At 69.0% G+C, this 24,226-nt stretch carries 28 protein-coding genes; 8 read left to right on the forward strand and 20 right to left on the reverse strand.

Annotated features, from left to right (window positions below; translation table 11 throughout):
- Positions 1-3: 3 nt before the first annotated feature.
- A complete protein-coding gene (locus N5I32_RS06720) occupies positions 4-1,101 on the reverse strand; it encodes an anhydro-N-acetylmuramic acid kinase (protein ID WP_261494619.1) in 1,098 nt (365 codons plus the stop codon).
- Positions 1,102-1,162: 61 nt separating this feature from the next.
- Here N5I32_RS06720 and tyrS point away from each other — a divergent pair, with 61 nt between their 5' ends.
- Positions 1,163-2,413, forward strand: coding sequence for a tyrosine--tRNA ligase (gene tyrS, locus N5I32_RS06725; protein ID WP_261494620.1), 1,251 nt, complete (start codon positions 1,163-1,165; stop codon positions 2,411-2,413).
- Between the two features lie 134 nt (positions 2,414-2,547).
- Here the strand turns inward: tyrS and N5I32_RS06730 are convergent, their stop codons facing one another.
- Together N5I32_RS06730 and N5I32_RS06735 are read right to left on the reverse strand one after the other, a co-directional pair.
- Complete coding sequence (locus N5I32_RS06730) at positions 2,548-3,159, reverse strand: peptidylprolyl isomerase (RefSeq protein WP_439648178.1); 612 nt, start codon at positions 3,157-3,159, stop codon at positions 2,548-2,550.
- Positions 3,152-3,658 (reverse strand): peptidylprolyl isomerase, encoded by a 507-nt coding sequence (locus N5I32_RS06735; RefSeq protein ID WP_261494621.1) that lies wholly within the window; start codon positions 3,656-3,658, stop codon positions 3,152-3,154. Before N5I32_RS06735 ends, N5I32_RS06730 begins: the two co-directional genes overlap by 8 nt.
- A gap of 151 nt (positions 3,659-3,809) precedes the next feature.
- Here N5I32_RS06735 and N5I32_RS06740 point away from each other — a divergent pair, with 151 nt between their 5' ends.
- The 7 genes from N5I32_RS06740 to N5I32_RS06770 all read left to right on the forward strand — a co-directional run bounded on the left by N5I32_RS06740 (position 3,810) and on the right by N5I32_RS06770 (position 11,085).
- Complete coding sequence (locus N5I32_RS06740; RefSeq protein WP_261494622.1) at positions 3,810-5,000, forward strand: phosphoglycerate kinase; 1,191 nt, start codon at positions 3,810-3,812, stop codon at positions 4,998-5,000.
- A gap of 93 nt (positions 5,001-5,093) precedes the next feature.
- A complete protein-coding gene (locus tag N5I32_RS06745; protein ID WP_261494623.1) occupies positions 5,094-5,873 on the forward strand; it encodes an SDR family NAD(P)-dependent oxidoreductase in 780 nt (259 codons plus the stop codon).
- An 88-nt stretch (positions 5,874-5,961) separates the two neighbouring features.
- Entirely contained in the window at positions 5,962-6,852 is an 891-nt protein-coding gene (locus tag N5I32_RS06750) for a fructose bisphosphate aldolase (RefSeq protein WP_261494624.1), read from the forward strand.
- Positions 6,853-6,947: 95 nt separating this feature from the next.
- Positions 6,948-7,250 (forward strand): FtsB family cell division protein, encoded by a 303-nt coding sequence (locus tag N5I32_RS06755; RefSeq protein ID WP_261494625.1) that lies wholly within the window; start codon positions 6,948-6,950, stop codon positions 7,248-7,250.
- Between the two features lie 131 nt (positions 7,251-7,381).
- Entirely contained in the window at positions 7,382-8,371 is a 990-nt protein-coding gene (gene pdhA, locus N5I32_RS06760; RefSeq protein ID WP_261494626.1) for a pyruvate dehydrogenase (acetyl-transferring) E1 component subunit alpha, read from the forward strand.
- A gap of 14 nt (positions 8,372-8,385) precedes the next feature.
- A complete protein-coding gene (locus N5I32_RS06765; RefSeq protein WP_261494627.1) occupies positions 8,386-9,765 on the forward strand; it encodes a pyruvate dehydrogenase complex E1 component subunit beta in 1,380 nt (459 codons plus the stop codon).
- Positions 9,766-9,777: 12 nt separating this feature from the next.
- A complete protein-coding gene (locus tag N5I32_RS06770) occupies positions 9,778-11,085 on the forward strand; it encodes a pyruvate dehydrogenase complex dihydrolipoamide acetyltransferase (protein ID WP_261494628.1) in 1,308 nt (435 codons plus the stop codon).
- 34 nt (positions 11,086-11,119) lie between these two features.
- Here N5I32_RS06770 and N5I32_RS06775 read toward each other — a convergent pair whose 3' ends face one another.
- Genes N5I32_RS06775 through N5I32_RS06855 form a run of 17 tightly spaced genes read right to left on the reverse strand, consistent with a single transcriptional unit; the run spans position 11,120 to position 24,081 of the window.
- Positions 11,120-11,746 (reverse strand): CDP-alcohol phosphatidyltransferase family protein, encoded by a 627-nt coding sequence (locus N5I32_RS06775; protein WP_261494629.1) that lies wholly within the window; start codon positions 11,744-11,746, stop codon positions 11,120-11,122.
- A complete protein-coding gene (locus N5I32_RS06780) occupies positions 11,743-12,684 on the reverse strand; it encodes a phosphatidate cytidylyltransferase (RefSeq protein ID WP_261494630.1) in 942 nt (313 codons plus the stop codon). Before N5I32_RS06780 ends, N5I32_RS06775 begins: the two co-directional genes overlap by 4 nt.
- Complete coding sequence (locus tag N5I32_RS06785; RefSeq protein WP_261494631.1) at positions 12,681-13,343, reverse strand: lysophospholipid acyltransferase family protein; 663 nt, start codon at positions 13,341-13,343, stop codon at positions 12,681-12,683. The genes N5I32_RS06780 and N5I32_RS06785 overlap by 4 nt, the downstream gene beginning before the upstream one ends.
- A 10-nt stretch (positions 13,344-13,353) precedes the next feature.
- Entirely contained in the window at positions 13,354-14,160 is an 807-nt protein-coding gene (gene cysE, locus N5I32_RS06790; protein ID WP_261494632.1) for a serine O-acetyltransferase, read from the reverse strand.
- A gap of 29 nt (positions 14,161-14,189) precedes the next feature.
- Positions 14,190-14,525 (reverse strand): DUF7742 family protein, encoded by a 336-nt coding sequence (locus N5I32_RS06795; protein WP_261494633.1) that lies wholly within the window; start codon positions 14,523-14,525, stop codon positions 14,190-14,192.
- 3 nt (positions 14,526-14,528) lie between these two features.
- Complete coding sequence (locus tag N5I32_RS06800; RefSeq protein ID WP_261494634.1) at positions 14,529-15,239, reverse strand: DUF2793 domain-containing protein; 711 nt, start codon at positions 15,237-15,239, stop codon at positions 14,529-14,531.
- Positions 15,232-19,131, reverse strand: a complete 3,900-nt coding sequence (locus N5I32_RS06805; RefSeq protein WP_261494635.1) for a baseplate multidomain protein megatron — start codon at positions 19,129-19,131, stop codon at positions 15,232-15,234. Before N5I32_RS06805 ends, N5I32_RS06800 begins: the two co-directional genes overlap by 8 nt.
- 11 nt (positions 19,132-19,142) lie before the next feature.
- A complete protein-coding gene (locus tag N5I32_RS06810; protein ID WP_261494636.1) occupies positions 19,143-19,565 on the reverse strand; it encodes an NlpC/P60 family protein in 423 nt (140 codons plus the stop codon).
- Positions 19,562-20,452, reverse strand: coding sequence for a phage/gene transfer agent baseplate hub protein (locus tag N5I32_RS06815; RefSeq protein ID WP_261494637.1), 891 nt, complete (start codon positions 20,450-20,452; stop codon positions 19,562-19,564). Before N5I32_RS06815 ends, N5I32_RS06810 begins: the two co-directional genes overlap by 4 nt.
- Entirely contained in the window at positions 20,449-21,081 is a 633-nt protein-coding gene (locus N5I32_RS06820) for a DUF2460 domain-containing protein (protein WP_261494638.1), read from the reverse strand. The genes N5I32_RS06815 and N5I32_RS06820 overlap by 4 nt, the downstream gene beginning before the upstream one ends.
- Positions 21,082-21,090: 9 nt before the next feature.
- Entirely contained in the window at positions 21,091-21,753 is a 663-nt protein-coding gene (locus N5I32_RS06825) for an RcGTA-type gene transfer agent tail tape measure protein (protein WP_261494639.1), read from the reverse strand.
- Positions 21,722-21,949, reverse strand: coding sequence for a rcc01693 family protein (locus N5I32_RS06830; RefSeq protein ID WP_261494640.1), 228 nt, complete (start codon positions 21,947-21,949; stop codon positions 21,722-21,724). Before N5I32_RS06830 ends, N5I32_RS06825 begins: the two co-directional genes overlap by 32 nt.
- On the reverse strand, positions 21,949-22,266 hold the full coding sequence (locus N5I32_RS06835) for a gene transfer agent family protein (RefSeq protein ID WP_261494641.1): 318 nt from the start codon (positions 22,264-22,266) through the stop codon (positions 21,949-21,951). Before N5I32_RS06835 ends, N5I32_RS06830 begins: the two co-directional genes overlap by 1 nt.
- Positions 22,266-22,688 (reverse strand): phage major tail protein, TP901-1 family, encoded by a 423-nt coding sequence (locus tag N5I32_RS06840; protein ID WP_261494642.1) that lies wholly within the window; start codon positions 22,686-22,688, stop codon positions 22,266-22,268. The genes N5I32_RS06835 and N5I32_RS06840 overlap by 1 nt, the downstream gene beginning before the upstream one ends.
- Before the next feature lie 57 nt (positions 22,689-22,745).
- Positions 22,746-23,153, reverse strand: a complete 408-nt coding sequence (locus N5I32_RS06845) for a DUF3168 domain-containing protein (protein WP_261494643.1) — start codon at positions 23,151-23,153, stop codon at positions 22,746-22,748.
- The gene (locus N5I32_RS06850; protein ID WP_261494644.1) at positions 23,150-23,488 is read right to left on the reverse strand and encodes a head-tail adaptor protein; all 339 of its coding nucleotides are present in this window, start codon (positions 23,486-23,488) and stop codon (positions 23,150-23,152) included. Before N5I32_RS06850 ends, N5I32_RS06845 begins: the two co-directional genes overlap by 4 nt.
- Complete coding sequence (locus N5I32_RS06855) at positions 23,485-24,081, reverse strand: head-tail connector protein (protein WP_261494645.1); 597 nt, start codon at positions 24,079-24,081, stop codon at positions 23,485-23,487. The genes N5I32_RS06850 and N5I32_RS06855 overlap by 4 nt, the downstream gene beginning before the upstream one ends.
- Between the last annotated feature and the right edge of the window lie 145 nt (positions 24,082-24,226).

Genomic DNA, 24,226 nt, shown 5'->3' on the forward strand with positions numbered 1-24,226 from the left:
ACCTCAGGGCGTGCTGATCTGGCCGCCGCCAACCGCCGCCGCCACACCCGTGGTCGTCGGGCAGGAGGTCGGCAGGCCGCGCGCCACACGCACGGCGAGAAAGGCGAAGGCCTGCGCCTCGAGCATGTCGCCGTCCAGGCCCGCGTCCTCGACCGGGGCCACCGGCGCGTCGAGGACATCGTCGAGCATCGCCATCAGCGTCAGGTTGTGCCGCCCGCCGCCGGTGACGAGCACACGTTCGGGCGGCGCGGGGAAATGTTCGGCAGCGCGGCCCACGGCGGCGGCGGCGGCAAAGGTCAGTGTCGCGGCGGCGTCCGCGTCCGAGAGGCCCGACACGCGCTCAAGCAGGCCGTGGAAGTCGTTCCGGTCGAGCGATTTCGGCGGAACCCTGAGGAAATAGGGATGATCGAGGAAGCGGGCGATGACGGCCTCGTCCACCTCGCCCGCGCCGGCGAGGCGGCCGGCCTCGTCGTGGGAGAGGCCGAGGCGCGCGGTCATCAGGTCGTTCACCGGGGCGTTGGCGGGGCCGGTGTCGAAAGCCAGACAGGCGCCGGGCACTTCGGGCGCGGGCTGGGCCGGATCGACCCAGGTCAGGTTGCCGACGCCGCCGAGGTTCAGGAACACGACCGGCGCGCGCGCGCCGATGTGGCGGGCGCAGGCGAAGTGGAAGAACGGAGCCAGCGGTGCCCCCTGTCCGCCAAGGCGCACGTCGGCGGTGCGGAAATCCCAGACCACCGGGCAGCCGAGCGCACGGGCAAGCGCCGCACCGTCGCCCGCCTGATGGGTGCCGCGCCCGCCCGGATCGTGGGCGAGCGTCTGGCCGTGAAAGCCGCAAAGCTCCGCCTTCGGGGCGAGCGGGGCCATCACCGCGGCGTGCGCCGCCTCGACGATGCGCGCGGCCCGTGCCACGTCCGGCCCGCCAGGCCACTGGCCAAGCGCTGCGCGCAGGCCCGCGCGTTCGTCATCGCCATAGGGCCGGTAGGCGGAGGCGCCGAACGCCTCGATCCGGTGGCCGTCGGTCAGCACAAGCGCCGCGTCCACCCCGTCGAGCGAGGTGCCCGACATCGCGCCGAGTGCCCAGACCGCGCCGGATTTCATCATGCCCTTCCCCTCGCCTGCCCCCGAAGATATACGCAGGGCGCAATCATTGGGACAAGCGGCGATGACCTACCATCCGAAATCCGATTTCATGCGCGTGATGATCGAGCGCGGCTTTCTGGCCGACTGCACCGATTATCAGGGGCTGGACGAGGCTTTGGCGAAGGGGATCGTGCCGGCCTATATCGGCTTCGACGCGACGGCGAAATCGCTCCATGTCGGCAGCCTGATCCAGATCATTATGCTGCGCTGGCTGCAGAAGACCGGGCACAAGCCGCTGGTCCTTATGGGGGGCGGCACCACCAAGGTGGGCGATCCGTCCTTCCGCGCCGAGGAGCGGCCGCTGCTGACGCCCGCGCAGATCGACGACAACATCGCCGGCATCCGGCGCGTCTTTTCGGCCTATGTCACCTTCGGCGAGGGGCCGGGCGACGCCTTGATGCTGAACAATGCCGAGTGGCTGGACAGCCTCAACTACCTCGACTTCCTGCGCGACATCGGGCGGCATTTCAGCGTCAACCGGATGCTCAGCTTCGAGAGCGTGAAATCGCGGCTGGACCGGGAACAATCGCTGTCGTTCCTGGAATTCAACTACATGATCCTGCAGGCCTACGACTTCCTGGAACTGAACCGCCGCTACGGCTGCCTGCTGCAGATGGGCGGGTCGGACCAGTGGGGCAACATCGTCAACGGCATCGACCTGACGCGGCGGGTGCTGGACCGGGAGATCTACGGGCTGACCTCGCCCTTGCTGACGACGAGCGACGGCAAGAAGATGGGCAAGTCGGCGACCGGCGCGGTCTGGCTGAACCCGGAGATGCTGAGCCCCTACGAGTTCTGGCAGTTCTGGCGCAACACCACGGATGCCGACGTGGGCCGGTTCCTGAAGCTCTACACCGAACTGCCGGTCGAGGAGTGCGAGCGCCTGGGCGCGCTGGAAGGCGCCGAGATCAACGGCGCCAAGGTGATCCTGGCCAACGAGGTGACGCGGCTTGCCCATGGCGCGGAGGCGGCCGCGGCCGCGGAGGCGACGGCGCGCGAGGTCTTCGAGCGGGGCGGCGTGGGCGACGACCTGCCGACGCTGAAGCTGAGCCCGGAGGAACTGGGCGAGGGCATCAGCCTGGCGCAGCTGATCGTGCGCTCGGGACTGGCGAAATCGGGCAAGGACGCCAAGCGGCTGATCGCGGAGGGTGGCGCGCGGGTGAACGACGACCTGGCCACCGACGCGGGCCAGATGTTCGGCGCAAGCCATTTCGCGGCGCCGCTGAAGCTGACCGCGGGCAAGAAGCGGCATGCGCTGGTGGTGCTGGACTGACGCCGGGCGCCAGTGCCTGAAGGAAGCGGGGGGCTGTCTGCCCCCCGCACCCCCCGAGAGTATTTCCGCCAGAATGAAGGCAGGGCCCGGAAGGCTTGGTCGCGAAGGCCGGGCCCGGAAAGCCCGGTCGGACCTCAGTTCTCGACCGTGACCTTTTCCATCCGGTCGGGGTCGGTGACGGAGCCGTTCTGGGCCTGATCGCCGCGCTTGATCGCATCGACGACCTCCATCCCCTCGACCACGTGGCCCACGACCGTGTACTGGCCGTTGAGGAATTCGCCCGGCGCGAACATGATGAAGAACTGGGAATTCGCGCTGTCGGGGTCCTGCGCGCGCGCCATGCCGACGATGCCGCGCAGATAGGGCGTGTCGGAGAATTCGGCCGGCAGGTCCGGCAGGTCCGAGCCGCCCATGCCGGCCATCGAGGTATCGGCGCCCGCCTTGCCGTACTGCACGTCGCCGGTCTGGGCCATGAAGCCGTCGATGACGCGGTGGAAGACGACGCCGTCATAGGCGCCCGACCCGGCGAGCGCGGTGATCTGCGCGACGTGCTTCGGCGCGAGTTCGGGGAAGAGGTCGATGACGACGCGGCCCTGGGCCTTGCCCGCGACCTCGATCACGAGGTTCGGGCCGGGGCCGTCGGTGGCGTCGGCCTCGGTGCCCGACTGGGCCAGCGCCATCATCGCGCCGAGGACGAGGAAGCCCGCGCCGAAAAGGCCGCCGGCGAGAAGGCGCGCGTCAGACATCGGCGGCCACCCGGACCGTGATCATGCGGTCGGGGCTTGCGGGCGGTTCGCCGCGCTGGATCCGGTCCACATGTTCCATGCCGGAAATGACGCGGCCGTAGACCGTGTACTCGCGGTTGAGGAAGTGATTGTCCTTGAAGTTGATGAAGAACTGGCTGTTGGCGGAGTTCGGGTTCGACGAACGGGCGGCGCCCAGCGTGCCGCGGTCGTGCGGGACGCCGGAGAACTCGGCCGGGAGGTCGGGCAGGTCGGAGCCGCCGGTGCCGGCGCGGCGCGGGTTCCAGCCGGCCTCCATGTTGGCGTTCTCCACATCGCCGGTCTGGGCCATGAAGCCGTCGATCACGCGGTGGAAGGCGACGTTGTCGTATTTGCCGGCGCGGGCGAGGTCCTTCATCCGCTGGCTGTGCAGGGGGGCCACGTCGGGCAGGAGCGCGATCACGACGGGCCCGTCCTTCAGTTCGATGATGATGGTGTTTTCGGGATCCTGGATCTCGGCCATGGGGGACTCCTTGGGGAAAAGTTCGGGGGGAACCTAGTGCGGCGGGGCGCGCATTGGAAGGGCAAAGCGCCACGCTCGGTTGACCTTTGCCGATTGTTGGGCTGAATGGACGGGACGGCGGGCCCCGCGCCCGGAAGGAAAGGATGACGCGATGCGCTGGAAGACACTCGACGACATGGAACTGAAGGACAGGACGGTGCTGGTCCGGGTCGACATCAACGTGCCGGTCGAGGCGGGCCATGTCACGGATGCGACGCGGATCGAGAAGATCGCGCCGACGGTCAACGACATCCTGAAGGCGGGCGGGCGGCCGGTGCTGCTGGCCCATTTCGGGCGGCCGAAGGGTGCGGTGGTGCCGGAGATGAGCCTGCGGGTGACGCTGCCCGCGTTGGAAAAGGCGCTGGGGCGGCGGGTGATCTTCGCCGAGGACTGCATCGGCGGCCCGGCCAAGCAGGCGGTCGCAGCGATGCAGCCGGGCGACGTGGTGCTGCTGGAGAACACCCGCTTCCACAAGGGCGAGGAGCAGAATGATCCGGTGCTTGCGGCCGGGATGGCGGCACTGGGGCAAGTCTACGTGAACGATGCCTTTTCGGCCGCGCACCGGGCGCATGCCTCGACCGAGGGGATCGCGCGGCTGATGCCGTCCTGCGCCGGGCGGCTGATGGAGGCGGAGTTGCGGGCGCTGAACGCGGCGCTTGGCGATCCGGCGCGGCCGGTGGCGGCGGTCGTCGGCGGGGCCAAGGTGTCGACCAAGCTCGACCTTCTGGGCAATCTGGTCACCAAGGTCGATCACCTCGTGATCGGCGGCGGCATGGCCAACACCTTCCTGGTGGCCAAGGGCGTCGCCGTGGGCAAGTCGCTGGCCGAGCATGACATGGCCGAGACGGCGCGAACGATCCTTGCCAAGGCGGCGAAGGCGGGCTGCACGATCCACCTGCCGGAGGATGTCGTCATCGCGCGGGAGTTTGCCGCCGGGGCGGCGAGCGAGGTGGTGGCGGCGGACGCCTGCCCGGCCGATGCGATGATCCTGGACGCGGGGCCGGAGACGGTCGCCGCCATCGCTGCGGTCTTCGAGGCGTGCCGGACGCTGATCTGGAACGGCCCGCTGGGCGCCTTCGAGATCGCGCCCTTCGATGCGGCCACCAACGCGGCGGCGCGCAAGGCGGCGGAGCTGACCAAGGCCGGGCGGCTGGTGTCGGTCGCGGGCGGCGGCGACACGGTCGCGGCGCTGAACAAGGCCGGGGCGGCGGCGGATTTCACCTATATCTCCACCGCGGGCGGGGCGTTCCTCGAATGGATGGAGGGCAAGGATCTGCCGGGAGTCGCGGCCCTGATGCAATAGGATCCTTGCGGCGGCGATCGACATGACCTTGCGTCAGGGTGGCTTGCGTCCCGGCCACGCCGCCCTACCCTTGTCCCGAGGCGGGAGGATCGCATGGACTGGGTTCTGATCACGGGCGCGTCGGAGGGTTTGGGGCGCGAGTTCGCCGACATTGCCGCGGGGGCGGGCCTGCCCGTCATCCTGTCGGCGCGGCAGGAGGCGAAGCTGGACACGCTGGCCGCGGACCTGCGGTCCCGTCACGGGGTCGAGTCGGTCGTGATCCCCGCCGATCTGGCGGCGGCGGGCGAGGCCGAACGGCTCTGGGACCGCGCCTGCGAGGGGCGGCGGATCGGCATTCTGGTCAACAACGCGGGGCTCGGATCGAACGGCGCCTTCGAGGCGGCCGACTTCGGGCGCGAGGCGGCGTCGGTCGCGGTCAATGTCACCGCGGCCACCGTGCTGATGAAGCGCGCGGTGCAGGCGATGCGGGCCACGGGCGGCGGGCGCATCCTGAACGTGGGATCGACCGCGGGCTTCATGCCGGGGCCGGAGATGGCCGTCTACCACGCGACCAAGGCCTATCTGCTGTCGCTGTCGGAGGCGGTGGCCGAGGAGTTGCGGGGCACCGATGTGAGCGTGACGGTGCTTTGCCCCGGCGCGACGGCCACGAACTTTGCCCGCGACGCTGGGATGGAGGCGATACCGCTGTTCACGCTGACCCGGCCCGCCTCGGCGCGCGGCGTGGCCGAGGCCGGGTGGCGGGCGATGCAGCGCGGGCAGCGTGTGCGTGTCACCGGCCTTCTGAACCGGGGCTTTGCGCTGGGCCCCCGTTTCGCGCCAAGGTGGCTTGTGACCCGGATCGCGCGGATTGTTCTCGCCCGGCCGCGCCGTTAACGCCACCATGTTTGCAACACCCCTGCCCCTCGCCTAATACGGAAAAGACGGGTCGCGGCACCCGAGGATTCCCGGTGGAGAGAGACGGATGGCACGGCAGGATCAGGCGAGACAGATGCGTTCGGGCAAGGGCTTCATCGCGGCGCTCGACCAGAGCGGCGGGTCGACGCCGAAGGCGCTGAGGCTTTACGGGATCGCCGAAGGGTCCTGGGCCAGCGACGAGGAGATGTATGCCCTCATCCACCAGATGCGGAGCCGTATCGCGACCTCTCCCGCCTTTACCGGCGACCGGGTGATCGGCGCGATCCTGTTCGAGCGAACGATGGACGCCATGATCGGCGACAAGCCCGCCGCGCAGTTCCTGTGGGAAAACCGCGGCGTGGTCCCATTCCTGAAGATCGACAAGGGGCTTGAGGGCGATACCGACGGGGTGAAGCTGATGAAGCCGATCGGCGGGCTTGATGCGCTGCTGGAACGGGCGGTCAAGGCAGGGATCTTCGGCACCAAGGAGCGGTCGGTCATCGACGCGGCCAATCCGAAGGGGATCGCGGCCTGTGTGGCGCAGCAGTTCGACCTCGCGCGGCAGGTGATGGCGCACGGGCTGATGCCGATCATCGAGCCGGAGGTGACGATCTCCATCCCCGACAAGGCCGAGGCGGAGGATATCCTGCTGGCCGAGATCCTGAAGCAGCTTGACGCGCTGCCCGAGGGGGCCGAGGTGATGCTGAAGCTGACGCTGCCGACGAAGCCCGGACTTTATGCGCCGCTGGTCGCGCATCCGAAGGTGATGCGGGTGGTGGCGCTGTCGGGCGGCTACAGCCGCGATGAGGCGAACGCGCATCTGGCGAAGAACCCCGGCGTCATCGCCAGCTTCTCGCGCGCGCTGACCGAGGGGCTTTCGGCGCAGCAGAGCGACGCGGAGTTCAACGCGACGCTCGACCGTGCGATCCAGTCGATCTACGACGCCTCGATCACCTGAGCCGGCGAAGTTTATGAAAACAGGGGATTCCCTTTGCGAATCACCTGTGCGATGATGGTCCGGAGCCGCCCGTCAGAGGCGGCGACGAGGCTGAGATGAGCGCAATTCGCAAATCCCCGACCATCGGCGCGGTGCTGATCTACGGACTGGCGCTGGCGATGTCGTTCTACTTCACCTTCGCCGCCGTTCAAGGGGATTACGGTGTCTTCCGCCGCGTGCAGATCGGCGCCGAGAAGGAAGCCCTGATCGAGGAGCGCGACCGGCTGAAGGCCGAGGTCGGGCGCATGGCGAACCTGACGCGGCGGCTGTCGGACGGCTATCTCGACCTCGACCTGCTCGACCAGCAGGCGCGCGACGTGCTGGGCCTGATCCGCGCCGACGAGCTGGTCATCCGCTGACCCCCTGCCGAACCTGTTGCGGAGCGCTGCAAGGCGCGCCGGATCCCAATTTTTGCTCGCCCTGAGGCACAGAATGCGCTATTAGATAGTTCAACATTGAACTACTTTTCTGCCATTGGGAGGTCGCCGCTATGGCTGCAAGAAAAGGCGCAGCGAAATCAAATACATCCAGGGAAGAATTGCTGTCCTATTACCGCGAGATGCTGTTGATCCGGCGATTCGAGGAAAAGGCCGGCCAGCTTTACGGGATGGGCCTGATCGGCGGCTTCTGCCACCTCTACATCGGGCAAGAGGCGGTCGTCGTCGGGCTTGAGGCCGCGGCGGAAGAGGGTGACAAGCGCATCACCTCCTACCGCGACCATGGCCACATGCTGGCCTGCGGGATGGACCCCAAGGGCGTGATGGCGGAACTGACCGGGCGTGAGGGCGGCCTTTCCAAGGGCAAGGGCGGCTCCATGCACATGTTCTCCAAGGAAAAGCATTTCTACGGCGGGCATGGCATCGTCGGCGCCCAGGTGCCGCTGGGCGCGGGGCTCGCCTTCGCCGACAAGTACAAGGGCAACGGCCGCGTCACCTTCGCCTATTTCGGCGACGGGGCGGCGAACCAGGGCCAGGTCTACGAGACCTTCAACATGGCGGCGCTGTGGAAGCTGCCGGTGATCTTCGTGATCGAGAACAACCAGTACGCCATGGGCACCGCGCAGAAGCGGTCGACCTCGACGCCGGAGCTGCACACCCGCGGCCTCGCTTTCGGCATCGCCGGCGAGACGGTGGACGGCATGGACGTGCTGGCGGTGAAGGCTGCCGGCGAAAAGGCGGTCGCCGCCTGCCGCGCAGGCAACGGCCCCTACATCCTTGAGGTGATGACCTATCGCTACCGCGGGCATTCGATGTCGGACCCGGCGAAGTACCGCACCCGCGAGGAAGTGCAGAAGATGCGCGACGAGCGCGATGCCATCGAGCATGTGCGCGAACTGCTGATCCAGGGCAAGCACGCGACCGAGGACGACCTGAAGGCCATCGACAAGGACATCAAGGCGATCGTCAACGAGGCGGCCGAATTTTCCAAGGAAAGCCCGGAGCCCGCGCTCTCGGAGCTTTGGACCGACATCTACGCGTAAGGGGGGACTGACGCATGGCTACCGAAATTCTGATGCCCGCCCTGTCGCCGACGATGGAGGAGGGCAAGCTGGCGAAATGGCTGGTGAAGGAGGGCGACAAGGTCACCTCCGGCCAGATCATCGCCGAGATCGAGACCGACAAGGCCACGATGGAATTCGAGGCGGTCGACGAGGGGACGGTGGGCCGTATCCTGGTGGCCGAGGGGGCCGAGGGCGTGAAGGTGAACACGCCGATCGCGGTGCTGGTCGAGGAGGGGGAAAGCGTTTCTGCGGCCCCCGCCCCGGTTGCGACCCCGGTTGCGGCTGCGGCCCCTGCCCCGACCCCTGCTGCCGCGCCTGTGGCCGCTGCCCCTGTCGCAGCGCCCGCGGCCCCGGTCGCGGACGGTTCGCCCGACTGGCCCGCGGGCACGCCGATGAAGACCATGACCGTGCGCGAGGCGCTCCGCGAGGCGATGGCCGAGGAGATGACGCGCGACGAGGACGTCTATCTGATGGGCGAGGAAGTGGGCGAATACCAGGGCGCCTACAAGATCTCCCAAGGGTTGCTGGACCAGTTCGGGGACAAGCGCGTGATCGACACGCCGATCACCGAACACGGCTTCGCGGGCATCGCGGTCGGCTCGGCGATGGCGGGGCTTCGGCCGATCGTGGAATTCATGACCTTCAACTTCGCCATGCAGGCGATCGACCAGATCATCAACTCCGCCGCCAAGACGCTTTACATGTCGGGCGGGCAGATGGGTTGCCCGATCGTCTTCCGCGGCCCGAACGGCGCGGCGGCGCGGGTGGCGGCGCAGCACAGCCAGGACTATGCCGCCTGGTATGCGCAGATCCCGGGCCTCAAGGTCGTGATGCCCTATTCGGCCGCCGACGCGAAGGGCCTGCTCAAGACAGCGATCCGCGATGCGAACCCGGTGATCTTCCTTGAAAACGAGATCCTCTATGGCCGCTCGTTCGAGGTGCCGGACCTGCCCGACTTTACCATCCCCTTCGGCAAGGCGCGGGTCTGGCGCGAGGGGACGGACGTGACACTGGTGTCGTTCGGGATCGGGATGAGCCACACGCTCGACGCGGCCGACAAGCTGGCGGCCGAAGGGATCAGCGCCGAGGTCATCGATCTGCGCACGCTGCGCCCGATCGACTACGACACGGTGATCGCCTCGGTGATGAAGACCAACCGCTGCGTCACGGTGGAGGAAGGCTGGCCGGTCGCCTCGATCGGCAACCACCTGTCGGCCACGATCATGGAGCGCGCCTTCGACTGGCTCGACGCGCCGGTGATCAACTGCACCGGCAAGGACGTGCCGATGCCCTACGCGGCCAACCTCGAGAAGCTGGCGCTGGTGACCTCGGACGAGGTCGTGGCGGCGGCGAAGAAAGTCACCTACCGCTGAGGAGATGGAACCATGGCAACCGAAATCCTGATGCCGGCGCTGTCCCCGACGATGGAGGAGGGGACGCTGGCGAAATGGCTGGTGAAGGAAGGCGATACGGTGTCGTCGGGCGACATCATCGCCGAGATCGAGACCGACAAGGCGACGATGGAGTTCGAGGCGGTCGATGAGGGCATCGTCGGCCGGATCCTGATCGCCGAGGGCACGGCGGGCGTGAAGGTGAACACGCCGATCGCGATCATGGTGGAAGAGGGCGAAAGCGCCGGCGCGGCCCCGGCGGCCAAGCCGGCCGCTGCGGCCCCTGCCCCGGTTGCGGCGGCGGCAGCGCCTGCCGCGCCGGCGGTGGCAGCACCGGCGGCCGCTGCGGCGGCACCCTCCGCGGGGGGCGCGCGGGTTCTGGCCTCGCCGCTGGCACGGCGGCTGGCGAAGGAAAAGGGCGTCGACATCGCCGCGCTGACCGGCAGCGGACCGCATGGCCGGATCGTCAAGGCGGATGTGGAAGCGGCATCAAGCGCGCCGAAGGCGGCGGCACCCGTGGCCGCAGCACCTGCTGCTGCGGCGGCACCCGCCCCCGCAGCGGCCCCTGCCGGCATGTCCGCAAGCACGGTGGCGAAGCTTTACGAGGGCCGCGACTACACCGAGGTGACGCTGGACGGGATGCGCAAGACGATCGCCGCGCGGCTGACCGAAGCCAAGCAGACGATCCCGCATTTCTACCTGCGCCGCGAGGTGCAGCTTGATGCGCTGATGGCGTTCCGGGGGCAGCTGAACAAGCAGCTGGAAGCGCGCGGCGTGAAGCTGTCGGTGAACGACTTCATCATCAAGGCCTGCGCGAACGCGCTTCAGGCGGTGCCAGACGCGAACGCGGTCTGGGCGGGCGACCGGATCCTGAAGCTGAAACCCTCGGATGTGGCCGTCGCCGTGGCGGTCGAAGGGGGGCTTTTCACCCCCGTGCTGAAGGACGCCGACAAGAAGACGCTTTCGGCGCTTTCGGCGGAGATGAAGGACCTCGCCACGCGCGCCAAGACGAAGAAGCTTGCGCCCCACGAGTATCAGGGCGGCAGCTTCGCGATCTCCAACCTCGGGATGTTCGGGATCGAGAACTTCGACGCCGTCATCAACCCGCCGCATGGCGCGATCCTTGCGGTCGGCGCGGGGCTGAAGAAGCCGGTGGTGAAGGCCGACGGGGACATCGGGGTGGCGACGGTGATGTCGATGACGCTGTCGGTCGATCACCGCGTCATCGATGGCGCGCTGGGGGCGGCCCTGCTGCAGGCGATCGTCGACAACCTGGAGAACCCGCTCTCGATGCTGGCCTGAGAATGGGCGCGGGGGGACACCCCCCGCGCCTTGTCTAACGGCTGCGGAGTGCGGCCACCAGGCGTGCCGAGCGCCGCAGCAGGGTGGCGGCGGTTCCGGCCAGAATGATCCAGAGCGTCACGGTCAGCACCGGGCCCGGCGCCGCCACGGCGGCAACCAGAGCGCCCGCCGTCAGGGCGGCCATGCGGTGCGGCTTGGCCATCGGACCCGAAAAATCGGGGGCGAACCCCTCGGCCCGCCCGAGTTCGCGCAGATAGGCCGTCGTCACCGCCAAGGCCGCGGCGGCAAGACCGAGTGCCGGCTGCCCCGCCGCGATGCCCGCACCGGCAAGGAACAGGATATCAGCCGCCCGGTCTGGCGCCTCGTTCCAGAAAGGCCCGGTCGGCGAGGTTTTGCCCCCCTCGATCGCGACCATCCCGTCGAGAAGATTGCACAAGAGCCTGAGTTGCATCGCGAGCGCGGCGAGGACAAGGCAGGCGGCGCGCGGCCAGCCCTCGGCCCCCGCGCTGGCCCAGAACGCCAGGAAGCCCGCCGCAGCGAAGCCGACCGAGGCTTGCGAAATCCGGTTGGGCGTCACGCGGCTGGCGGCCAGACGCGCCGCGAGCGCCTGCGCCCAGCGGCTGTTGCGGGAACCGATCGGGCGGCGGTTCCCGTCCGTCATGTCAGCGACCAGAAGTAGCGCGTGATGTGGAAGAAGATGGGGGCGGCGAAGATGACGCTGTCCAGCCGGTCGATGAACCCGCCATGCCCCGCGATCAGGTGGCCCCAGTCCTTCACCCCCTTGTCACGCTTGATCGCCGACATGACGAGGCCGCCGAAGAACCCCATGATCGTCACCACCAGCGCGATCAGCGCCGCCTGCCCCTGGGTGAACGGGGTCAGCCACCAGAAGGCGCTGCCGGTCGCCACGGCGGTCAGGATACCGCCGGCAAAACCCTCCCAGGTCTTCGACGGCGACAGCGTGGGCGCGATCCGCCGCCGCCCGAACAGTTTGCCCCAGACGTATTGCATGACATCGGAAAACTGGACGACGAAGATCAGCCAGGCGATCAGCAGGACGTTGCGCCCCTCGAACCCCGGTATCTGCAGCGACAGGAGCGCGGGGACATGGCTCACGCAGTAGACGGAGACCATCAGCGCCCACTGGGTTTCGGCAATCCGGTAGAGGAATCGCTCCGGATTGCCGTTGAGCGCCGAAAGGACCGGGAGGAACAGGAAGGCGTAGACGGGGATGAACACCGCGAACAGCCCGTACCAGTCGATCCCGACCAGCCAGTACTGGACCGGAAGCACGACGAAGAAGCTGGCCGCCAGGGCGCGGTGATCGGCCGCGGTCTTGGTGGTCAGGGTCAGGAACTCCCTCAGTGCGGCGAAGGAGAGGACCGCGAAGAGGATCACGACGCCGGGGCGTCCGGCAATGAAGGCAAGCGCCATCAGGATCACCATCCCCCACCAGGCCGCGATCCGGGCGTTGAGGTTCTCGATGACCGCATTCGACCCGTCCGGGGCGATCCTTGCGCGCAGGATGCGGCCGATGACCGTGGCGACAAGGAGGATCGCCGCGACGCCTGAAAGCAGAAGGGCAAGGTCCGTCGTCATCGCGCGCCTCCCGAGAGTTCGAGAAGCGCCCCGGACATGCGCGCCAGAAAGGCGTCCTTCGCCTCCCCCTCGCGGATGCGCAGGCTCGCGCCGAAGGTGACGGTGCAGAGGAGCGGCACGGGGATCACCGCTCCCTTGGGCATGACGCGGTTGAGGTTGGCGATCCAGACGGGAACAAGGTCGACTTCGGGCCGCTGCCGCGCCAGATGGTACAGCCCGGACTTGAACGGCAGGAGCGGCGCCTCGGAGGCGTTGCGCTGGCCTTCCGGGAACAGGATCAGCGCGTCGCCCTCGTCGATCGCGGCGACCATCTGGGAGACCGGGTCCTCCACCCTGGCCTCGGGGCGCCGGTCGATCAGAACCGCCCGGAAGACATTCCGTCCGATGAAGGCGCGAAGTGGCGAGGACAGCCAGTAGTCGAGCGCCGCGACCGGGCGCGTCCGCGACCGGAGCACCGCCGGCAACACCGTCCAGACCAGCACGAAATCGCCGTTGGAGGTGTGGTTGGCGAAGTAGACGCGCGGGCCCGGACGGGGTTCCCCGCCGGTCCAGATGGCCCGCGGGGCGGTGATGATGCGCGCGAAAAGCGAGATCGCCTTGCCAAGCAGGGCCGCAAGGGCAGCGGACAGGGACGACAGGACGACCCCGCGAAGCCTCATCCCCAAGCCGTCACTCGGCCTCGATCCGTTGGTCCATCGTCAAGGCGGGCTGCGCGCAGCCGGCCTCGCCGATCACCTTTGCGGGAACGCCGGCAACGGTCGTGCAGTCGGGCACGTCATGCAGAACTACCGACCCGGCCGCGATGCGGGAGCAGTCGCCGACGCGGATGTTGCCCAGAACCTTCGCCCCCGCGCCGATCATCACACCGTTGCCGATCTTCGGGTGCCGGTCGCCATCCTCCTTGCCGGTCCCGCCCAGCGTCACCGAATGCAGCATGGAGACGTTGTCGCCCACCACAGCCGTTTCACCGATCACGATGGAATGGGCATGGTCGATCATGATGCCCTTGCCGATCCGCGCGCCGGGGTGGATGTCGACGCCAAAGACCTCGCTCACCCGCATCTGGACGAAATAGGCCAGGTCGCGCCGCCCCGTGTTCCAGAGCCAGTGGCCGATGCGGAAGGCCTGCACCGCTTGATAGCCCTTGAAGAACAGGATCGGCTGCAGGAACCGGTGGCAGGCGGGGTCGCGGTCGTAAACGGCGACGCAGTCCGCCCGCGCCGCCTGCCCGATACTCGGGTCCGAGGCAAAGGCCTCATCCGCGATCTCGCGCAGGATCTGCTCGCTCATCTCGCCCGAGGCGAGCTTGAGGGAGAATCGGTAGGCAAGCGCGCGCTCCAGCGTCGGGTGGTGCAGGACGCCCGAATGGATGAAGCCGCCCAGAAGCGGCTCGTCCCGCACGGCAGCCCGTGCCTCCTCGCAGATGTGGGTCCACACCGGATCGACGGATGCGACTTTGGGTTTTCTTTCGGCCATGGCGACACCTCCGCAACACGATCTTTCTATCAGATAGGCGCGTGCGGTGAAACCGGAAGTGGAGCGGCGGGGCATTCTTTGCCGATGCGGCGGATCAGATGATCGAGGACGAGCGCAAGCGCTTCCAGATAGTCGCGGTCCGAAAGGTCCGGCTCCCGTCCGGAGGCGGAAGACAGGTGCATCACCGCGGACATCAGCGTGCCGTTGCCCCAAAGCGGATGCGAGCGCCCGGTCCGCTTGCGGTAGCGGTCTGCCCAGTCCGCCCGGGTCATCCAGGCGCGCAAACGCTCGGCCCGGGTCGCGGCAGGCAGCCGGTGCAGCGCACGGGCCGCCGCCACCACATCGCCGGGCGTCGCTGCGCGCATGGCTCACAGATCCGGCAGCGCGATCGTCAGGTAGTGAACCGCGATCCGGACGGTGCCGGCGGCAAAGTCCCCCCCCGTGGCGTCAAGCTGCATCGGCTCGGGGGTATAGAATGTCGTCGGCTGCCCCAGCACGCCCCGCGCGAAGGACCCCGACGCAAGGCCAAGTCCCGTGCCGTAACGTCCCGGCGCGCCGGGATTGCCCAGCTGCCAACTCGTCAGCGTGCCGGTGATGTCGCTGACCACGCGCGCCGTCGCCCCGACAACCACCGCGTTCGAGGGGATGATGGCAACCGTGGTCGATACCGGCCCCGGCGTCAGCACATGGTCGATCTCCGACGTCTGGATCGCGAGGCCGGCGTTGTGCGGTGTCATGCTGACCTGACCTGCGCGCCATGTGTTTCCATCGTGGATCGCGGCCACGCCAAGATCGGCGATGAACGCCCGCCAGCCCCGCGCAGGCGCCGCGAAAACCCAGCCGCCGTTCGTGCCGATGGCCAGGCTCCCATCCCGGCCGGCCCAGGCGTTGACCGCGCCAAGGGGCACGCCGAAGCACAGGCCGTCCACCACCGCAACCGGCGGGGTCGCCAGGCTGACGGATTGCAGCACCATCGGCACCAGGCCATCCAGCCGCAACAGCGCCTCGTTGACGGTAACGTGCTTCTGCGCCTGCGCGGCCTGCACCAGCGGCAGGCCCAGTTGCGTCGTCTCATCCATCGATCGTGATCCTTGTGAATGCGCCCGCCCCGAAGGTGTCGGACAGTTGCGCCACGTGAAGCTCGAACGGGGCCGTCACCGCATCGGCCGCCGCCATCGCCGCGGAATAGGTCCAGAAGGGCTGCGCGAGCGTCGCTTCCCGGCGAATCGCGCCGTCCTTGACCACGCGCAGCAGGTAGGTTTCCCGCGCCTCGCCAAGCGGCACCTCGATCCCGCTCCAGCTGTCGCCGCCGATCCGCGTCCTGCGCACCCAGGCAACCGACAGGTCGCCGCCCAGCCACTCTGCCCGCAGATGCGCGGGCGAATAGGGCCGCAGCCCGATCCCCGGAAACGCCTCGACAAGGTGAAGGTAGGACGGATCGTCATAGCCCCGCGTTGCCGGCCCGATCCGGTAGTGCCGCGCCAGATCCCGCACCTCGAGCGATATCCCGATCTGCCTTGGCGCGCCGTCCAGAAGCACGACGCTGCTGCCCTCGGGCCAGGTTCCGGGCATCACTGCATCCGTCCCCGCCTGCCCGCGCAGCCTGAGGCGCAGGTCGTAGGTGTCGGGCGAGACCAGTTCGGCCTCGGCATACTGGAACACCTCCCAGTTGGTCGCGGAACCGTCGCCGATGGCCATAAGGTTCGCCCCGTTCAGGATCTGCTCCGCGCTTGCCGAACTCAGCGCGCCGCCCACGACCTCGACCCGCAGCGAGGGCCCGCGATCCCAGACACCGCCCTTCGCGGCGGCCAGCGGTGTCAGTGTCCGGCCGATGACGGCACGCGTCGCAAGAACCTGGTCGAGGACATAGCCCGCATCCGTGTCCGACGAATAGACCGCCACGCTGCCGGGCCAGGGATCGGCCGACGCCGCGATACGGGGCGCATGCGCCACCTCGGTGCCCGACAGAAGCGGCAGGTCGAGGAAGAGCGCATGCACCGGCAAGGCCGGCACGAACGGGCGCGGGGCGACGGCCTGCTCGGTCTCGTCCGACGGGGCGTAGATCGCGGCCTCCACCCGTACCGCATCGACCGTCAGCGCGCCCGCCCGCTCCACCCTGTCGATACGATAGCGATGCGGGCCGAGGGCCACGACATCGCCCGCCCCGATAGCTCCCATCGACGGCGGCAGTGCGAACCGCGCCCCGTCGCGCGCGACGCGCGCCTCCGCCAGCCAGCGCTCCACGATCCGCTGCCCCTCCGACCGCGTCAGCGCGAGGTTCAGTTCGGACTGCGCCACGCCACGCGTCTCCTCATCGGGAAAGACCGTCTCGACCGACCGGGCTTCGTAATCCCCTTCGGCCTCGACGAAATTCAGCCGGACCCTGCCTGCCACTTCCGCCTCTGGCGCGCGTTCCGTCTCGATCCAACCCTCCAGACCGTCCGTCACCGCAAGCTCCCCGGGCGACAGGTCGGACGTCACCCGCCTGTCCCGCATGGCGAACGCCAGCACTCCGTCGCGTTCCGCCGCCTCGAACCCGTAGCCCAGCATCAAAGGTTGCAACGCCGCGCGCCCGGTGCCGACATCGGCGACCGCATAGCCCCGGACAATCCCGTTCAGCCGCGCCACATCGATGGTGAAAAGGCCGGACCGGCCGCAGATTTCCGCCACCACGCGCGCCAGCGGCTGCGCGGACGCCCGCCCGTTCAGCCAGTGGCCCCGCGCATAGTTGTCGCCGTCCGACCACAACTCCGTATTGCCGGGAAACTGCGGAAACGGCCGCGCATCCCACGCCCAGACATGCGCCCGGCTCATGTCGATCATCGGACCGTCGTAGATGTCCGAAACCGGATTGCGGGCGGGGTCACCCCAGTAGGCGTTCATCGCACGCAGGTACTGCATCTGGATCAGGTCGTCCCGGCGCCCGTCCGATCCGAACGGAAGCGCGCTTTCCGACGATTTGGGGTCGAGGAACTTGTTCGGCTCGTTTGTGCCCCGGTCGACCGCCGCGCATCCGTATTCGGTGAACCAGATCGGCTTCGAGCGCGGAACCCATGACGTCGGCTCGGTCTGCCGGGTGCCGCCCAGCCTTTCGTGGTGCGCATTCTCCCACCAGGACCTGAAGTCTTTCACCCGCCAGACCCAGGGCTCGCCATAGGCGCCGTCCTCGATCGGGGTGCGGATCTGTGCCTCACGATGGGCGGCGTTGGCATAGAACCAGTCGTAATGCTCCCCGCCCTCGACGTTGGCCTGAAGATAGTCGAGGTTGTAGATCGACCCCCAGGCGGCATCCGCCTGTGCTTCGCCCTCGCGCCAGTCCGACAGCGGCAGGTAGTTGTCCACACCGACGAAGTCCACGTTCGGGTCCGACCAGAGCGCATCGAGCGGGTAGAGAAGGTCGCCCGACCCGTCCTGGAGGGCGTTGTATTCCGACCAGTCCGCCGCGTAGCTGATCTTCGTGCCCGGCCCCAGGATCGACCGGACATCCGCCACCAGCCGGCGCAAGGCCTCGACGGCCACGAAGGCGTCCCCTGCCCCCCTGATCCGCGTCAGCCCGCGCAGTTCCGACCCGATCAGGAACGCCTCGACCCCACCCGCCGCGGCGCACAGATGCGCATAGTGCAGGACGAAGCGGCGATAGGACCATTCGTCAGGGCCCGAATAGGTGACATTGGTCCCGACGACCGCAAAGTCCGAAACCTGCGCCGCGCCGAAGAAGGCCGCGACCTCGGCATCCGCCGCCGCCGTCCGGTCGGGCGTGCCCGGCTCCCCCGGCGCCACCGACAGGGTGATGCGCCCGCGCCAGGGAAGGACCGGCTGATCCGCCGCCCCGCTCCATGGATCGGTCAGGTTGTTGCCCTCAAGCTGGTCCATCAGGATGAAGGGGCAAAACATCACCGCCTCGCCGCCCGCGCGAATGGCCGCGATCGCCTCGACCACCGCGGCATCGGCCGGGGTGCCCCCATAGACCGGGCGATCGTCCTTGCGGACGACCTCGGCGGCGGCGCTCCGCGCGATGCCCCCCGCGCGCCAGGGCATCTCCTGCCCGTCGCGCGCGCCATCCTCGACCTTCGGCTGCACCTCACAGCGGTCGCACCGCAGATCGCTGCCGAACCACGACACCACCAGCGAAACCGACCGGGCGTCGGGCAGTTCCTCGCGCAGCGCGCGCAGCGACACCGCAAGGTCCGTCCCCCCCGAGGGCGAATGGACATTGGCCGAAACGCTGCGGCCAAGGCCCGCGTTGTAACGAACCGGCGTCGTCGCCAGCGCATATTCCCCCGTCCCCGGGATCAGCACCACGCCCCGCACGCGCTGCCGAAGATCCTCGACGCCCTCGGTTCCGGGGCCCTGCGCCGGCCGGAACACCTCGAAGGAAAACTGCGGCACGCGGTTGCCGAAGCGGGTGATGTCCAGGTCCTCGAACACCACATAGGCTATGCCGCGATAGGCCGGGACGGTCCCCGCGCCCTCCACCGCCTCGATCTTCGGGTCCGGCAACTGGTCGCGCTCGCCGGAATAGACGCGCATCGTCACGTCTTCGGGCGAGATCTCGACACCGTCCGCCCAGATGCGCCCGACCCGCGCGATCGTTCCCTCGCACAATGCCACCGCCAGGCTGACGGTATAGGAAAACTCGGTGACCTTCGGCTTGGGCTGCGCGCCCTTCCCCCCGCCCGAGGTGGTGACATGCTCAAGAAACCGCGTGGCCCAGATCACCTGACCCGAAACCCGCATCCGCCCCCAGACAAGGCCGACGGGGGCACCCTCGCTCGCCCCGGTCAGGCGGAAGCGGTCGATGCGACCGGTCTCCACCGCGCGCGACCCCGACCCCATCAGACGCTGGTCGATCGCGCGCCCGACCGTTGCCCCGATAGCGCGCCCGATCACCGCCCCCGACAGGCCGAGTACGGTCCCGCCGAAACCCGCGCCGACGAAGGCGCCGGCGGCCGACAGCAGTATTGTGGCCATTGCAGCCCTCCTCAGGGAAAATCGAACCGCGCCACCACACGGCGGCGCCAGGGAACGGTCAGCGCACTTTCCACGACGCCATGCCCAGAATAGGCATGGATGAAACCTTCCGGGCCCGAAGCGATGCCGAGATGCTTGGCCACCGCGCCCTCGCGCATCCGGAACAGGAGGACCTGCCCGGCGGTCACCGGCCCCCCCGCCGGGATCAGGTGGCGCGACGCCGCGCGCCACAGCCTCTCCTCGCCGCCCGGTTCGGACCAGTCCCGCGTGTAGGCGGGCACCACCTCCGGCTCGTGGCCATAAAGCGCGCGCCAGACCCCGCGCAGAAGGCCGAGGCAATCGCATCCCCCGCCCCGGCAGGACGCCTGGTGACGGTAGGGCGTACCGATCCAGTCCCGCGCGACAGCGACCGCGCGCTCCCCCACATCGCTCATCGCCGCAGGCTCCCGCCGTCGTGGACCGCGCCGGATGCGGGATAGTTGATCAGCCAGTCCTCCCCCGGAATATCCGGAAAACCCTGAAAGTTCAGCAGGTTCGCGAACTTGAGCCGGCAGGTCTCCACGCGCTTGTCGCATCCTGCCTCGACCCGGATCAGGTCGCCTGGTCCCGGCTCCACGCCAAGCGCCTGCCAAAGCTCGATCTCGCGCTCTGCGCCCCGGATGCGGTCGTTCTTGACGACCCCGGTCAACCCCGCGGCAGGTCCGTCCAGCACCGACAGCCGCCCCTTCTCGAACCAGCGGTCGTCAAATCCCGCCAGCGCGGAAAAGCGGAAGACCCGCCCCTCCTCCACCGTCTCGACCGGCAGTTCGGCCCGGAACCCCGGCTGCGCGGTGTCGAAGCCGCAGGCCGCATCGCCCAGAATCGCCGAACAGCGGGCATGGTAGATACGCCCCTGCGGCTGGCCCAGAAGCTCCGCCAACCCCCTCAACTCCGCGCTGAACGCCCCGCCCTTGCGCGTGACCTCTCCCAGAACGCCCCGGAAGATCAGCGCGCGCTGGGATACGTCGCCCCAGTTGACCAGCCAGGTCCGAACCTCGGCACCGTCGTAGCGCCCGGCCAGGATGTCCTCATCGCTGATCGCCTCCGAACTCAGCGCGCCGAAGGCTTCCGAGTTGTCGACGGCAAGCCCCGTGCCGCTTTCGAGCGCCCGAGCCGTCAGCCCGGTATCGGGGCGGAAGAGAAGCCCGTCGAACGCCAGCGCCCGGTCATGGTCGGTGAAGCCAAGCGTCACCCCATCCCTGCGCGTGATCGCGAAGGCACGGGAAACCGTCGTCGCCCCGCTTGCCAGATGCGCCAGCAGGTCCGTCGAAAAACCGCTCACAGCCGCACCTCCACGACCGGAACGTTCGGCACCTCGCCTGCCTGGAAGGACGCGACCGAAACCTGGATCGCCTCGGTGTCGAAGCGCACCGGAACGTCGAACTCGAACCCCGCGGTCACCGTTTCCCCGACCGCCGGCGGCGAGGCGAAGGTGATCAGCCCGCTTGCCCCGTCGACCGCGTAGTGCACCGCCTCCGCCAGTTCGTCGCCCTGAAGACCCACGCGCACCGTCCCCGCGACCGGCTTCACGATGCGCCGTACCTGCACGTATCCGCCCGAGGCATAGGCCTTGGTCAGCTGGAACCCGGTGCGGACCCCGTCACCCGTGCCGATCACCTGATCCGTATAGACCGGCGTGGCGGAGGGGGCGCAGGACTTGTAGTCGGTCCAGTCCTTCCAGCGGAAGGCGTGCAACTGCCCCTGCCGCGCCTCGAAGAACGCGATCAGTTCGCCGATGTCGTCCAGGCTGCGCAGGCTGACGCCTGCGTCATAGCGACGGCGCGCCTCGGCCCAGGGGGTGTTGCGCTCCTCGAACCCGTTGGCCAGCGCGACGACCTCCGTCCGCCGCTCCGGTCCGCCGACCGAGCCGAAACTCAGCTTGACCGGAAATCGTACCTCGTGAAAGGCCATGGCTTCTCCTCACCTGTTGCGTTCGCCGCGCGCCAGCGCGCGGGCCATCTGCGCGGCGATCTGGCTCTGGCTGCGGGCAAAGCCCTGCACGTCCGGCGTGGTCACGTTGACGACGACGTTGACCGCCCGCCCCCCGCCCGCGCCCTGCACGCCAAGCCGCCCGTCCGCCCCCCGCATCAGCGGCATGATCGCCTCCGGACCCGCCTCGCCCATCAGCCCCGTCGCCCCGCGCATCGGAAAGACGGTGGGAGAACTGACGATGCCGCCGCGGGCAAAGGGCATGACCCGCCCCTGCGCGAAGCCCGCCCCCTTCTCGAAGGCAAAGACCCCGCTCAGCGCGCTGTTCAGCCCGTTTGCCAGTGCACCGCCCAGCGCGTTCTGCACCGGGGCCAGCGCGATGTTGGTGACCGTGTCCACGATCGACTGCGCCACGCCCTTCAGCGCATCCGACAGCCGCACCCCGTCCAGAACCAACCCGTCGAAGGCGCGCCTCAGCCCGCTGCCGATGCCGCGCGACAGCGTGTTCACCTCGCGCCCGGTGAACACCATGCTGTCCCGCATCCGCAAAAGCTCGGCATCGAAGGCCGCCGCCATCGTCCGCGCACCCCCCAGCGACTGCTCCAGCGCCGCCGCCTGCGCCTCAAGCCCGTCCAACCCGTCCGTCACCGCCATTTCCGCTTCCTTCCGTCATGTCGGGCCAGGCCGCGATCAGCTCGTCCAGCCGCGCCCGGTTCAGCGGCCGCACAGCCTGCGGCTCGCCCAGCATCAAAACCAGCTCCGCCGGCGTCAGCCGCCAGAACTCCTCCGGCCTGAGGCGCAGGCGGCAAAGCCCCGCCTTCAGCAGGGCCGGCCAGTCGAACCGCCGCATCACCCCTCCGGTGCCGCAAACGCCCGCGCCAGAAGCTCCGCCGCGGCGCGCGCCGCACCGACCGGGCCGCCAGCGATCTCGGCCGTCATCAGGTCATCGGCCGTCCCGCGCCATCCGCCGCCACGCAGCCCCGCGACGACCAGCAGAAGGACATCGCGGCTCGCATAGCGCCCGCTCTCGAACCGTTCCGCCAGTTCGACCAAGGACCCCGCGCCCAGCGCGGCCTCAAGCTCGGCCAGCGCGCCAAGCGTCAGCTTCGCCACGTGGCGCTCGCCATTCACGGCAATCTCCACCTCGCCCGCCCAGGGGTTGGCCATCAGACCGACACCAGCGGCGTGAAGCCCAGCGCCCCCGCCGAGGCCAGCGACAGCTCATAGGTCGCCTCGCCGTTGTAGCTGCCGCCATATTCGATCGCCGTGATCTGGAACGGGCCCTCGATCACCCCGAAGTCGGGAATGACCACCTGAAACCCCGCAACGACCCCGTCGAAGAAGATCTGGCGCGCGCGTTCGTCGGTGGCGCCGTCCACGAAGACGCCGGACCCGGACACCGCCGCGGACCGCACGCCGGCGCCGCCCAGCAGTTCGCGCCAGCCGCCCTGGCTGTCGAGGCTTGTCACATCCACCGTCTCGGCGTTGAAGCTGATCCGCGTGGCCCTGAGCCCCGCGATCGTCGAAAACTGCCCGTCCCCCGTCAGGTCGAGCTTGATGAGTAGGTCCTTGCCGTTCTGGGCCGCCATGTCCGGTCTCCGATTGATGTTGATGGGGCATCGCCCCGAAATCCTGGGTCCGCGTACTCAGTCCTCGACGCGCGCGCGGAATGTCAGGTCGATCCGGCGCACGTCCGCCTCCTCGACCCGGCGCGCGCGGGCGCGCAGGAACCACAGGCCCACGAGCCTTCCGCGCGTCAGGACAAGCGGTGCCCCGACCAGCGCGTCCGACACCGCCGCCGCGACCGCCTTGGCGGTCTGGAACCCCGCCGCATCGGTCACGACCGAGACGACGAATTCATGAAACGCCCCGCGCCCCACCTGGTCGGAGGCATCGCGCGCGTCTTCCGGGCCAAGCGACACATAGGTTCCGCCCGCCGCCCCCGGAGGGGCCGCATCGTAGATCGCGCCAGAGACCAGAGCACCCAACGCGCCATCCGCGGAAAGCCTCTGGTAGACCGCGGCCTGAAGGGCTGCCGCCACGCCGTAGCTCATGCCAGAACCTCCTCCTGCGCAAAGCAGGTCAGATAACGCCCGTCGGGGTCGTTCTCGGCGACCGCCGCGATGCGAAACACCCGCGCCCCCTCGCGCAACCGCTGATCGGGCTTGGGGCGGCGCGGCGCGCCGAAGGGGGCCGCCCGCACAACGATGCGATAGGTCACCGCCGACACCGTCACGAACTCGCCCGCGCGTTCCCGCCCCGCGCCCGCGGCGATGGCGGCCCAAAGCACGCCCTTTGCCTGCCAGAGCGTGGAAAACCCGCCCGCCCCGTCCGGCACGCGCTCCGCCTCCTCAAGCACCAGGCGCCGGTTCAGCCGTATCCCGCTCATGCGCCACCTCCGCCCAGGACGCGGACATTGCGCCAGCGTTCGATCAAGGCCGCGATCCCATAGGGCATCGCCCGCCCGCCGCCCGCCTCGTGGCGATGCTCGTGGTACTCGGCCGCCAGCAGGAACACCGCCTGTGCCAGATCGGGCGGCACGTCGGCCCAGGCGGGCCCGAACCCCGCCGTGAAGACCACCTCGACCGTGCCGCCCGCCGGAACTCCGGGCAAGTAACCGCCCGCCCCCTTCAGCCGGGGACGATGCAGGTCGCGCTCCAGCGCATAGCGCGCGGGCGCGACCGTTTCCGTCCCCCCCGCCGCATCCCTCAGCGTCACCGACGCCACCGCCGACACCGGCGCGACCGGAAGCGCCTGCGCCCAGTCGTCGCGCCAGTCCGTCAGCTCCAGCCGGAAATCGCGTGCTAGGATCGCCTTGCCGGTCCGCGCCTCGATCGCGGCCAGGGCCGCGCGCAGGTAGGCTTCGGCCAGCGCATCCTCCGTCCCGTCATCGGCAAACCCGGTGCCAAGCCGAAGGTGGTCCTTGAAGGCCGCAACCGGCAACGCGGCCAGTGCGACCGGGTTCAACTCGCTCAGCATCATGGAAAATCTCCGAAAGTCCCGCCCTCCCGCCGAGAGTCGGGCGCGGGGCAAGCCGGTGCCGCTCGGACGGAGGGAGCAGCTAGACGACACCGGCCGGGCATCCCCGCGCCCGTCCGGGCCGGGGCATGCCGCCCCGACCCATCCG

It is taken from the genome of Albidovulum sediminis, assembly GCF_025380365.1.
In the GTDB taxonomy this organism is placed as follows: Bacteria; Pseudomonadota; Alphaproteobacteria; order Rhodobacterales; family Rhodobacteraceae; genus Albidovulum; species Albidovulum sediminis.

Bases quoted from the DNA above. Each gene is read 5' to 3' on its own strand.
- N5I32_RS06720 (WP_261494619.1), bottom strand. From the start codon at position 1,101: ATGATGAAATCCGGCGCGGTCTGGGCACTCGGCGCGATGTCGGGCACC.
- tyrS (WP_261494620.1), top strand. From the start codon at position 1,163: ATGACCTACCATCCGAAATCCGATTTCATGCGCGTGATGATCGAGCGC.
- N5I32_RS06730 (WP_439648178.1), bottom strand. From the start codon at position 3,159: ATGTCTGACGCGCGCCTTCTCGCCGGCGGCCTTTTCGGCGCGGGCTTC.
- N5I32_RS06735 (WP_261494621.1), bottom strand. From the start codon at position 3,658: ATGGCCGAGATCCAGGATCCCGAAAACACCATCATCATCGAACTGAAG.
- N5I32_RS06740 (WP_261494622.1), top strand. From the start codon at position 3,810: ATGCGCTGGAAGACACTCGACGACATGGAACTGAAGGACAGGACGGTG.
- N5I32_RS06745 (WP_261494623.1), top strand. From the start codon at position 5,094: ATGGACTGGGTTCTGATCACGGGCGCGTCGGAGGGTTTGGGGCGCGAG.
- N5I32_RS06750 (WP_261494624.1), top strand. From the start codon at position 5,962: ATGGCACGGCAGGATCAGGCGAGACAGATGCGTTCGGGCAAGGGCTTC.
- N5I32_RS06755 (WP_261494625.1), top strand. From the start codon at position 6,948: ATGAGCGCAATTCGCAAATCCCCGACCATCGGCGCGGTGCTGATCTAC.
- pdhA (WP_261494626.1), top strand. From the start codon at position 7,382: ATGGCTGCAAGAAAAGGCGCAGCGAAATCAAATACATCCAGGGAAGAA.
- N5I32_RS06765 (WP_261494627.1), top strand. From the start codon at position 8,386: ATGGCTACCGAAATTCTGATGCCCGCCCTGTCGCCGACGATGGAGGAG.
- N5I32_RS06770 (WP_261494628.1), top strand. From the start codon at position 9,778: ATGGCAACCGAAATCCTGATGCCGGCGCTGTCCCCGACGATGGAGGAG.
- N5I32_RS06775 (WP_261494629.1), bottom strand. From the start codon at position 11,746: ATGACGGACGGGAACCGCCGCCCGATCGGTTCCCGCAACAGCCGCTGG.
- N5I32_RS06780 (WP_261494630.1), bottom strand. From the start codon at position 12,684: ATGACGACGGACCTTGCCCTTCTGCTTTCAGGCGTCGCGGCGATCCTC.
- N5I32_RS06785 (WP_261494631.1), bottom strand. From the start codon at position 13,343: ATGAGGCTTCGCGGGGTCGTCCTGTCGTCCCTGTCCGCTGCCCTTGCG.
- cysE (WP_261494632.1), bottom strand. From the start codon at position 14,160: ATGGCCGAAAGAAAACCCAAAGTCGCATCCGTCGATCCGGTGTGGACC.
- N5I32_RS06795 (WP_261494633.1), bottom strand. From the start codon at position 14,525: ATGCGCGCAGCGACGCCCGGCGATGTGGTGGCGGCGGCCCGTGCGCTG.
- N5I32_RS06800 (WP_261494634.1), bottom strand. From the start codon at position 15,239: ATGGATGAGACGACGCAACTGGGCCTGCCGCTGGTGCAGGCCGCGCAG.
- N5I32_RS06805 (WP_261494635.1), bottom strand. From the start codon at position 19,131: ATGGCCACAATACTGCTGTCGGCCGCCGGCGCCTTCGTCGGCGCGGGT.
- N5I32_RS06810 (WP_261494636.1), bottom strand. From the start codon at position 19,565: ATGAGCGATGTGGGGGAGCGCGCGGTCGCTGTCGCGCGGGACTGGATC.
- N5I32_RS06820 (WP_261494638.1), bottom strand. From the start codon at position 21,081: ATGGCCTTTCACGAGGTACGATTTCCGGTCAAGCTGAGTTTCGGCTCG.
- N5I32_RS06825 (WP_261494639.1), bottom strand. From the start codon at position 21,753: ATGGCGGTGACGGACGGGTTGGACGGGCTTGAGGCGCAGGCGGCGGCG.
- N5I32_RS06830 (WP_261494640.1), bottom strand. From the start codon at position 21,949: ATGCGGCGGTTCGACTGGCCGGCCCTGCTGAAGGCGGGGCTTTGCCGC.
- N5I32_RS06835 (WP_261494641.1), bottom strand. From the start codon at position 22,266: ATGGCCAACCCCTGGGCGGGCGAGGTGGAGATTGCCGTGAATGGCGAG.
- N5I32_RS06840 (WP_261494642.1), bottom strand. From the start codon at position 22,688: ATGGCGGCCCAGAACGGCAAGGACCTACTCATCAAGCTCGACCTGACG.
- N5I32_RS06845 (WP_261494643.1), bottom strand. From the start codon at position 23,153: ATGAGCTACGGCGTGGCGGCAGCCCTTCAGGCCGCGGTCTACCAGAGG.
- N5I32_RS06850 (WP_261494644.1), bottom strand. From the start codon at position 23,488: ATGAGCGGGATACGGCTGAACCGGCGCCTGGTGCTTGAGGAGGCGGAG.
- N5I32_RS06855 (WP_261494645.1), bottom strand. From the start codon at position 24,081: ATGATGCTGAGCGAGTTGAACCCGGTCGCACTGGCCGCGTTGCCGGTT.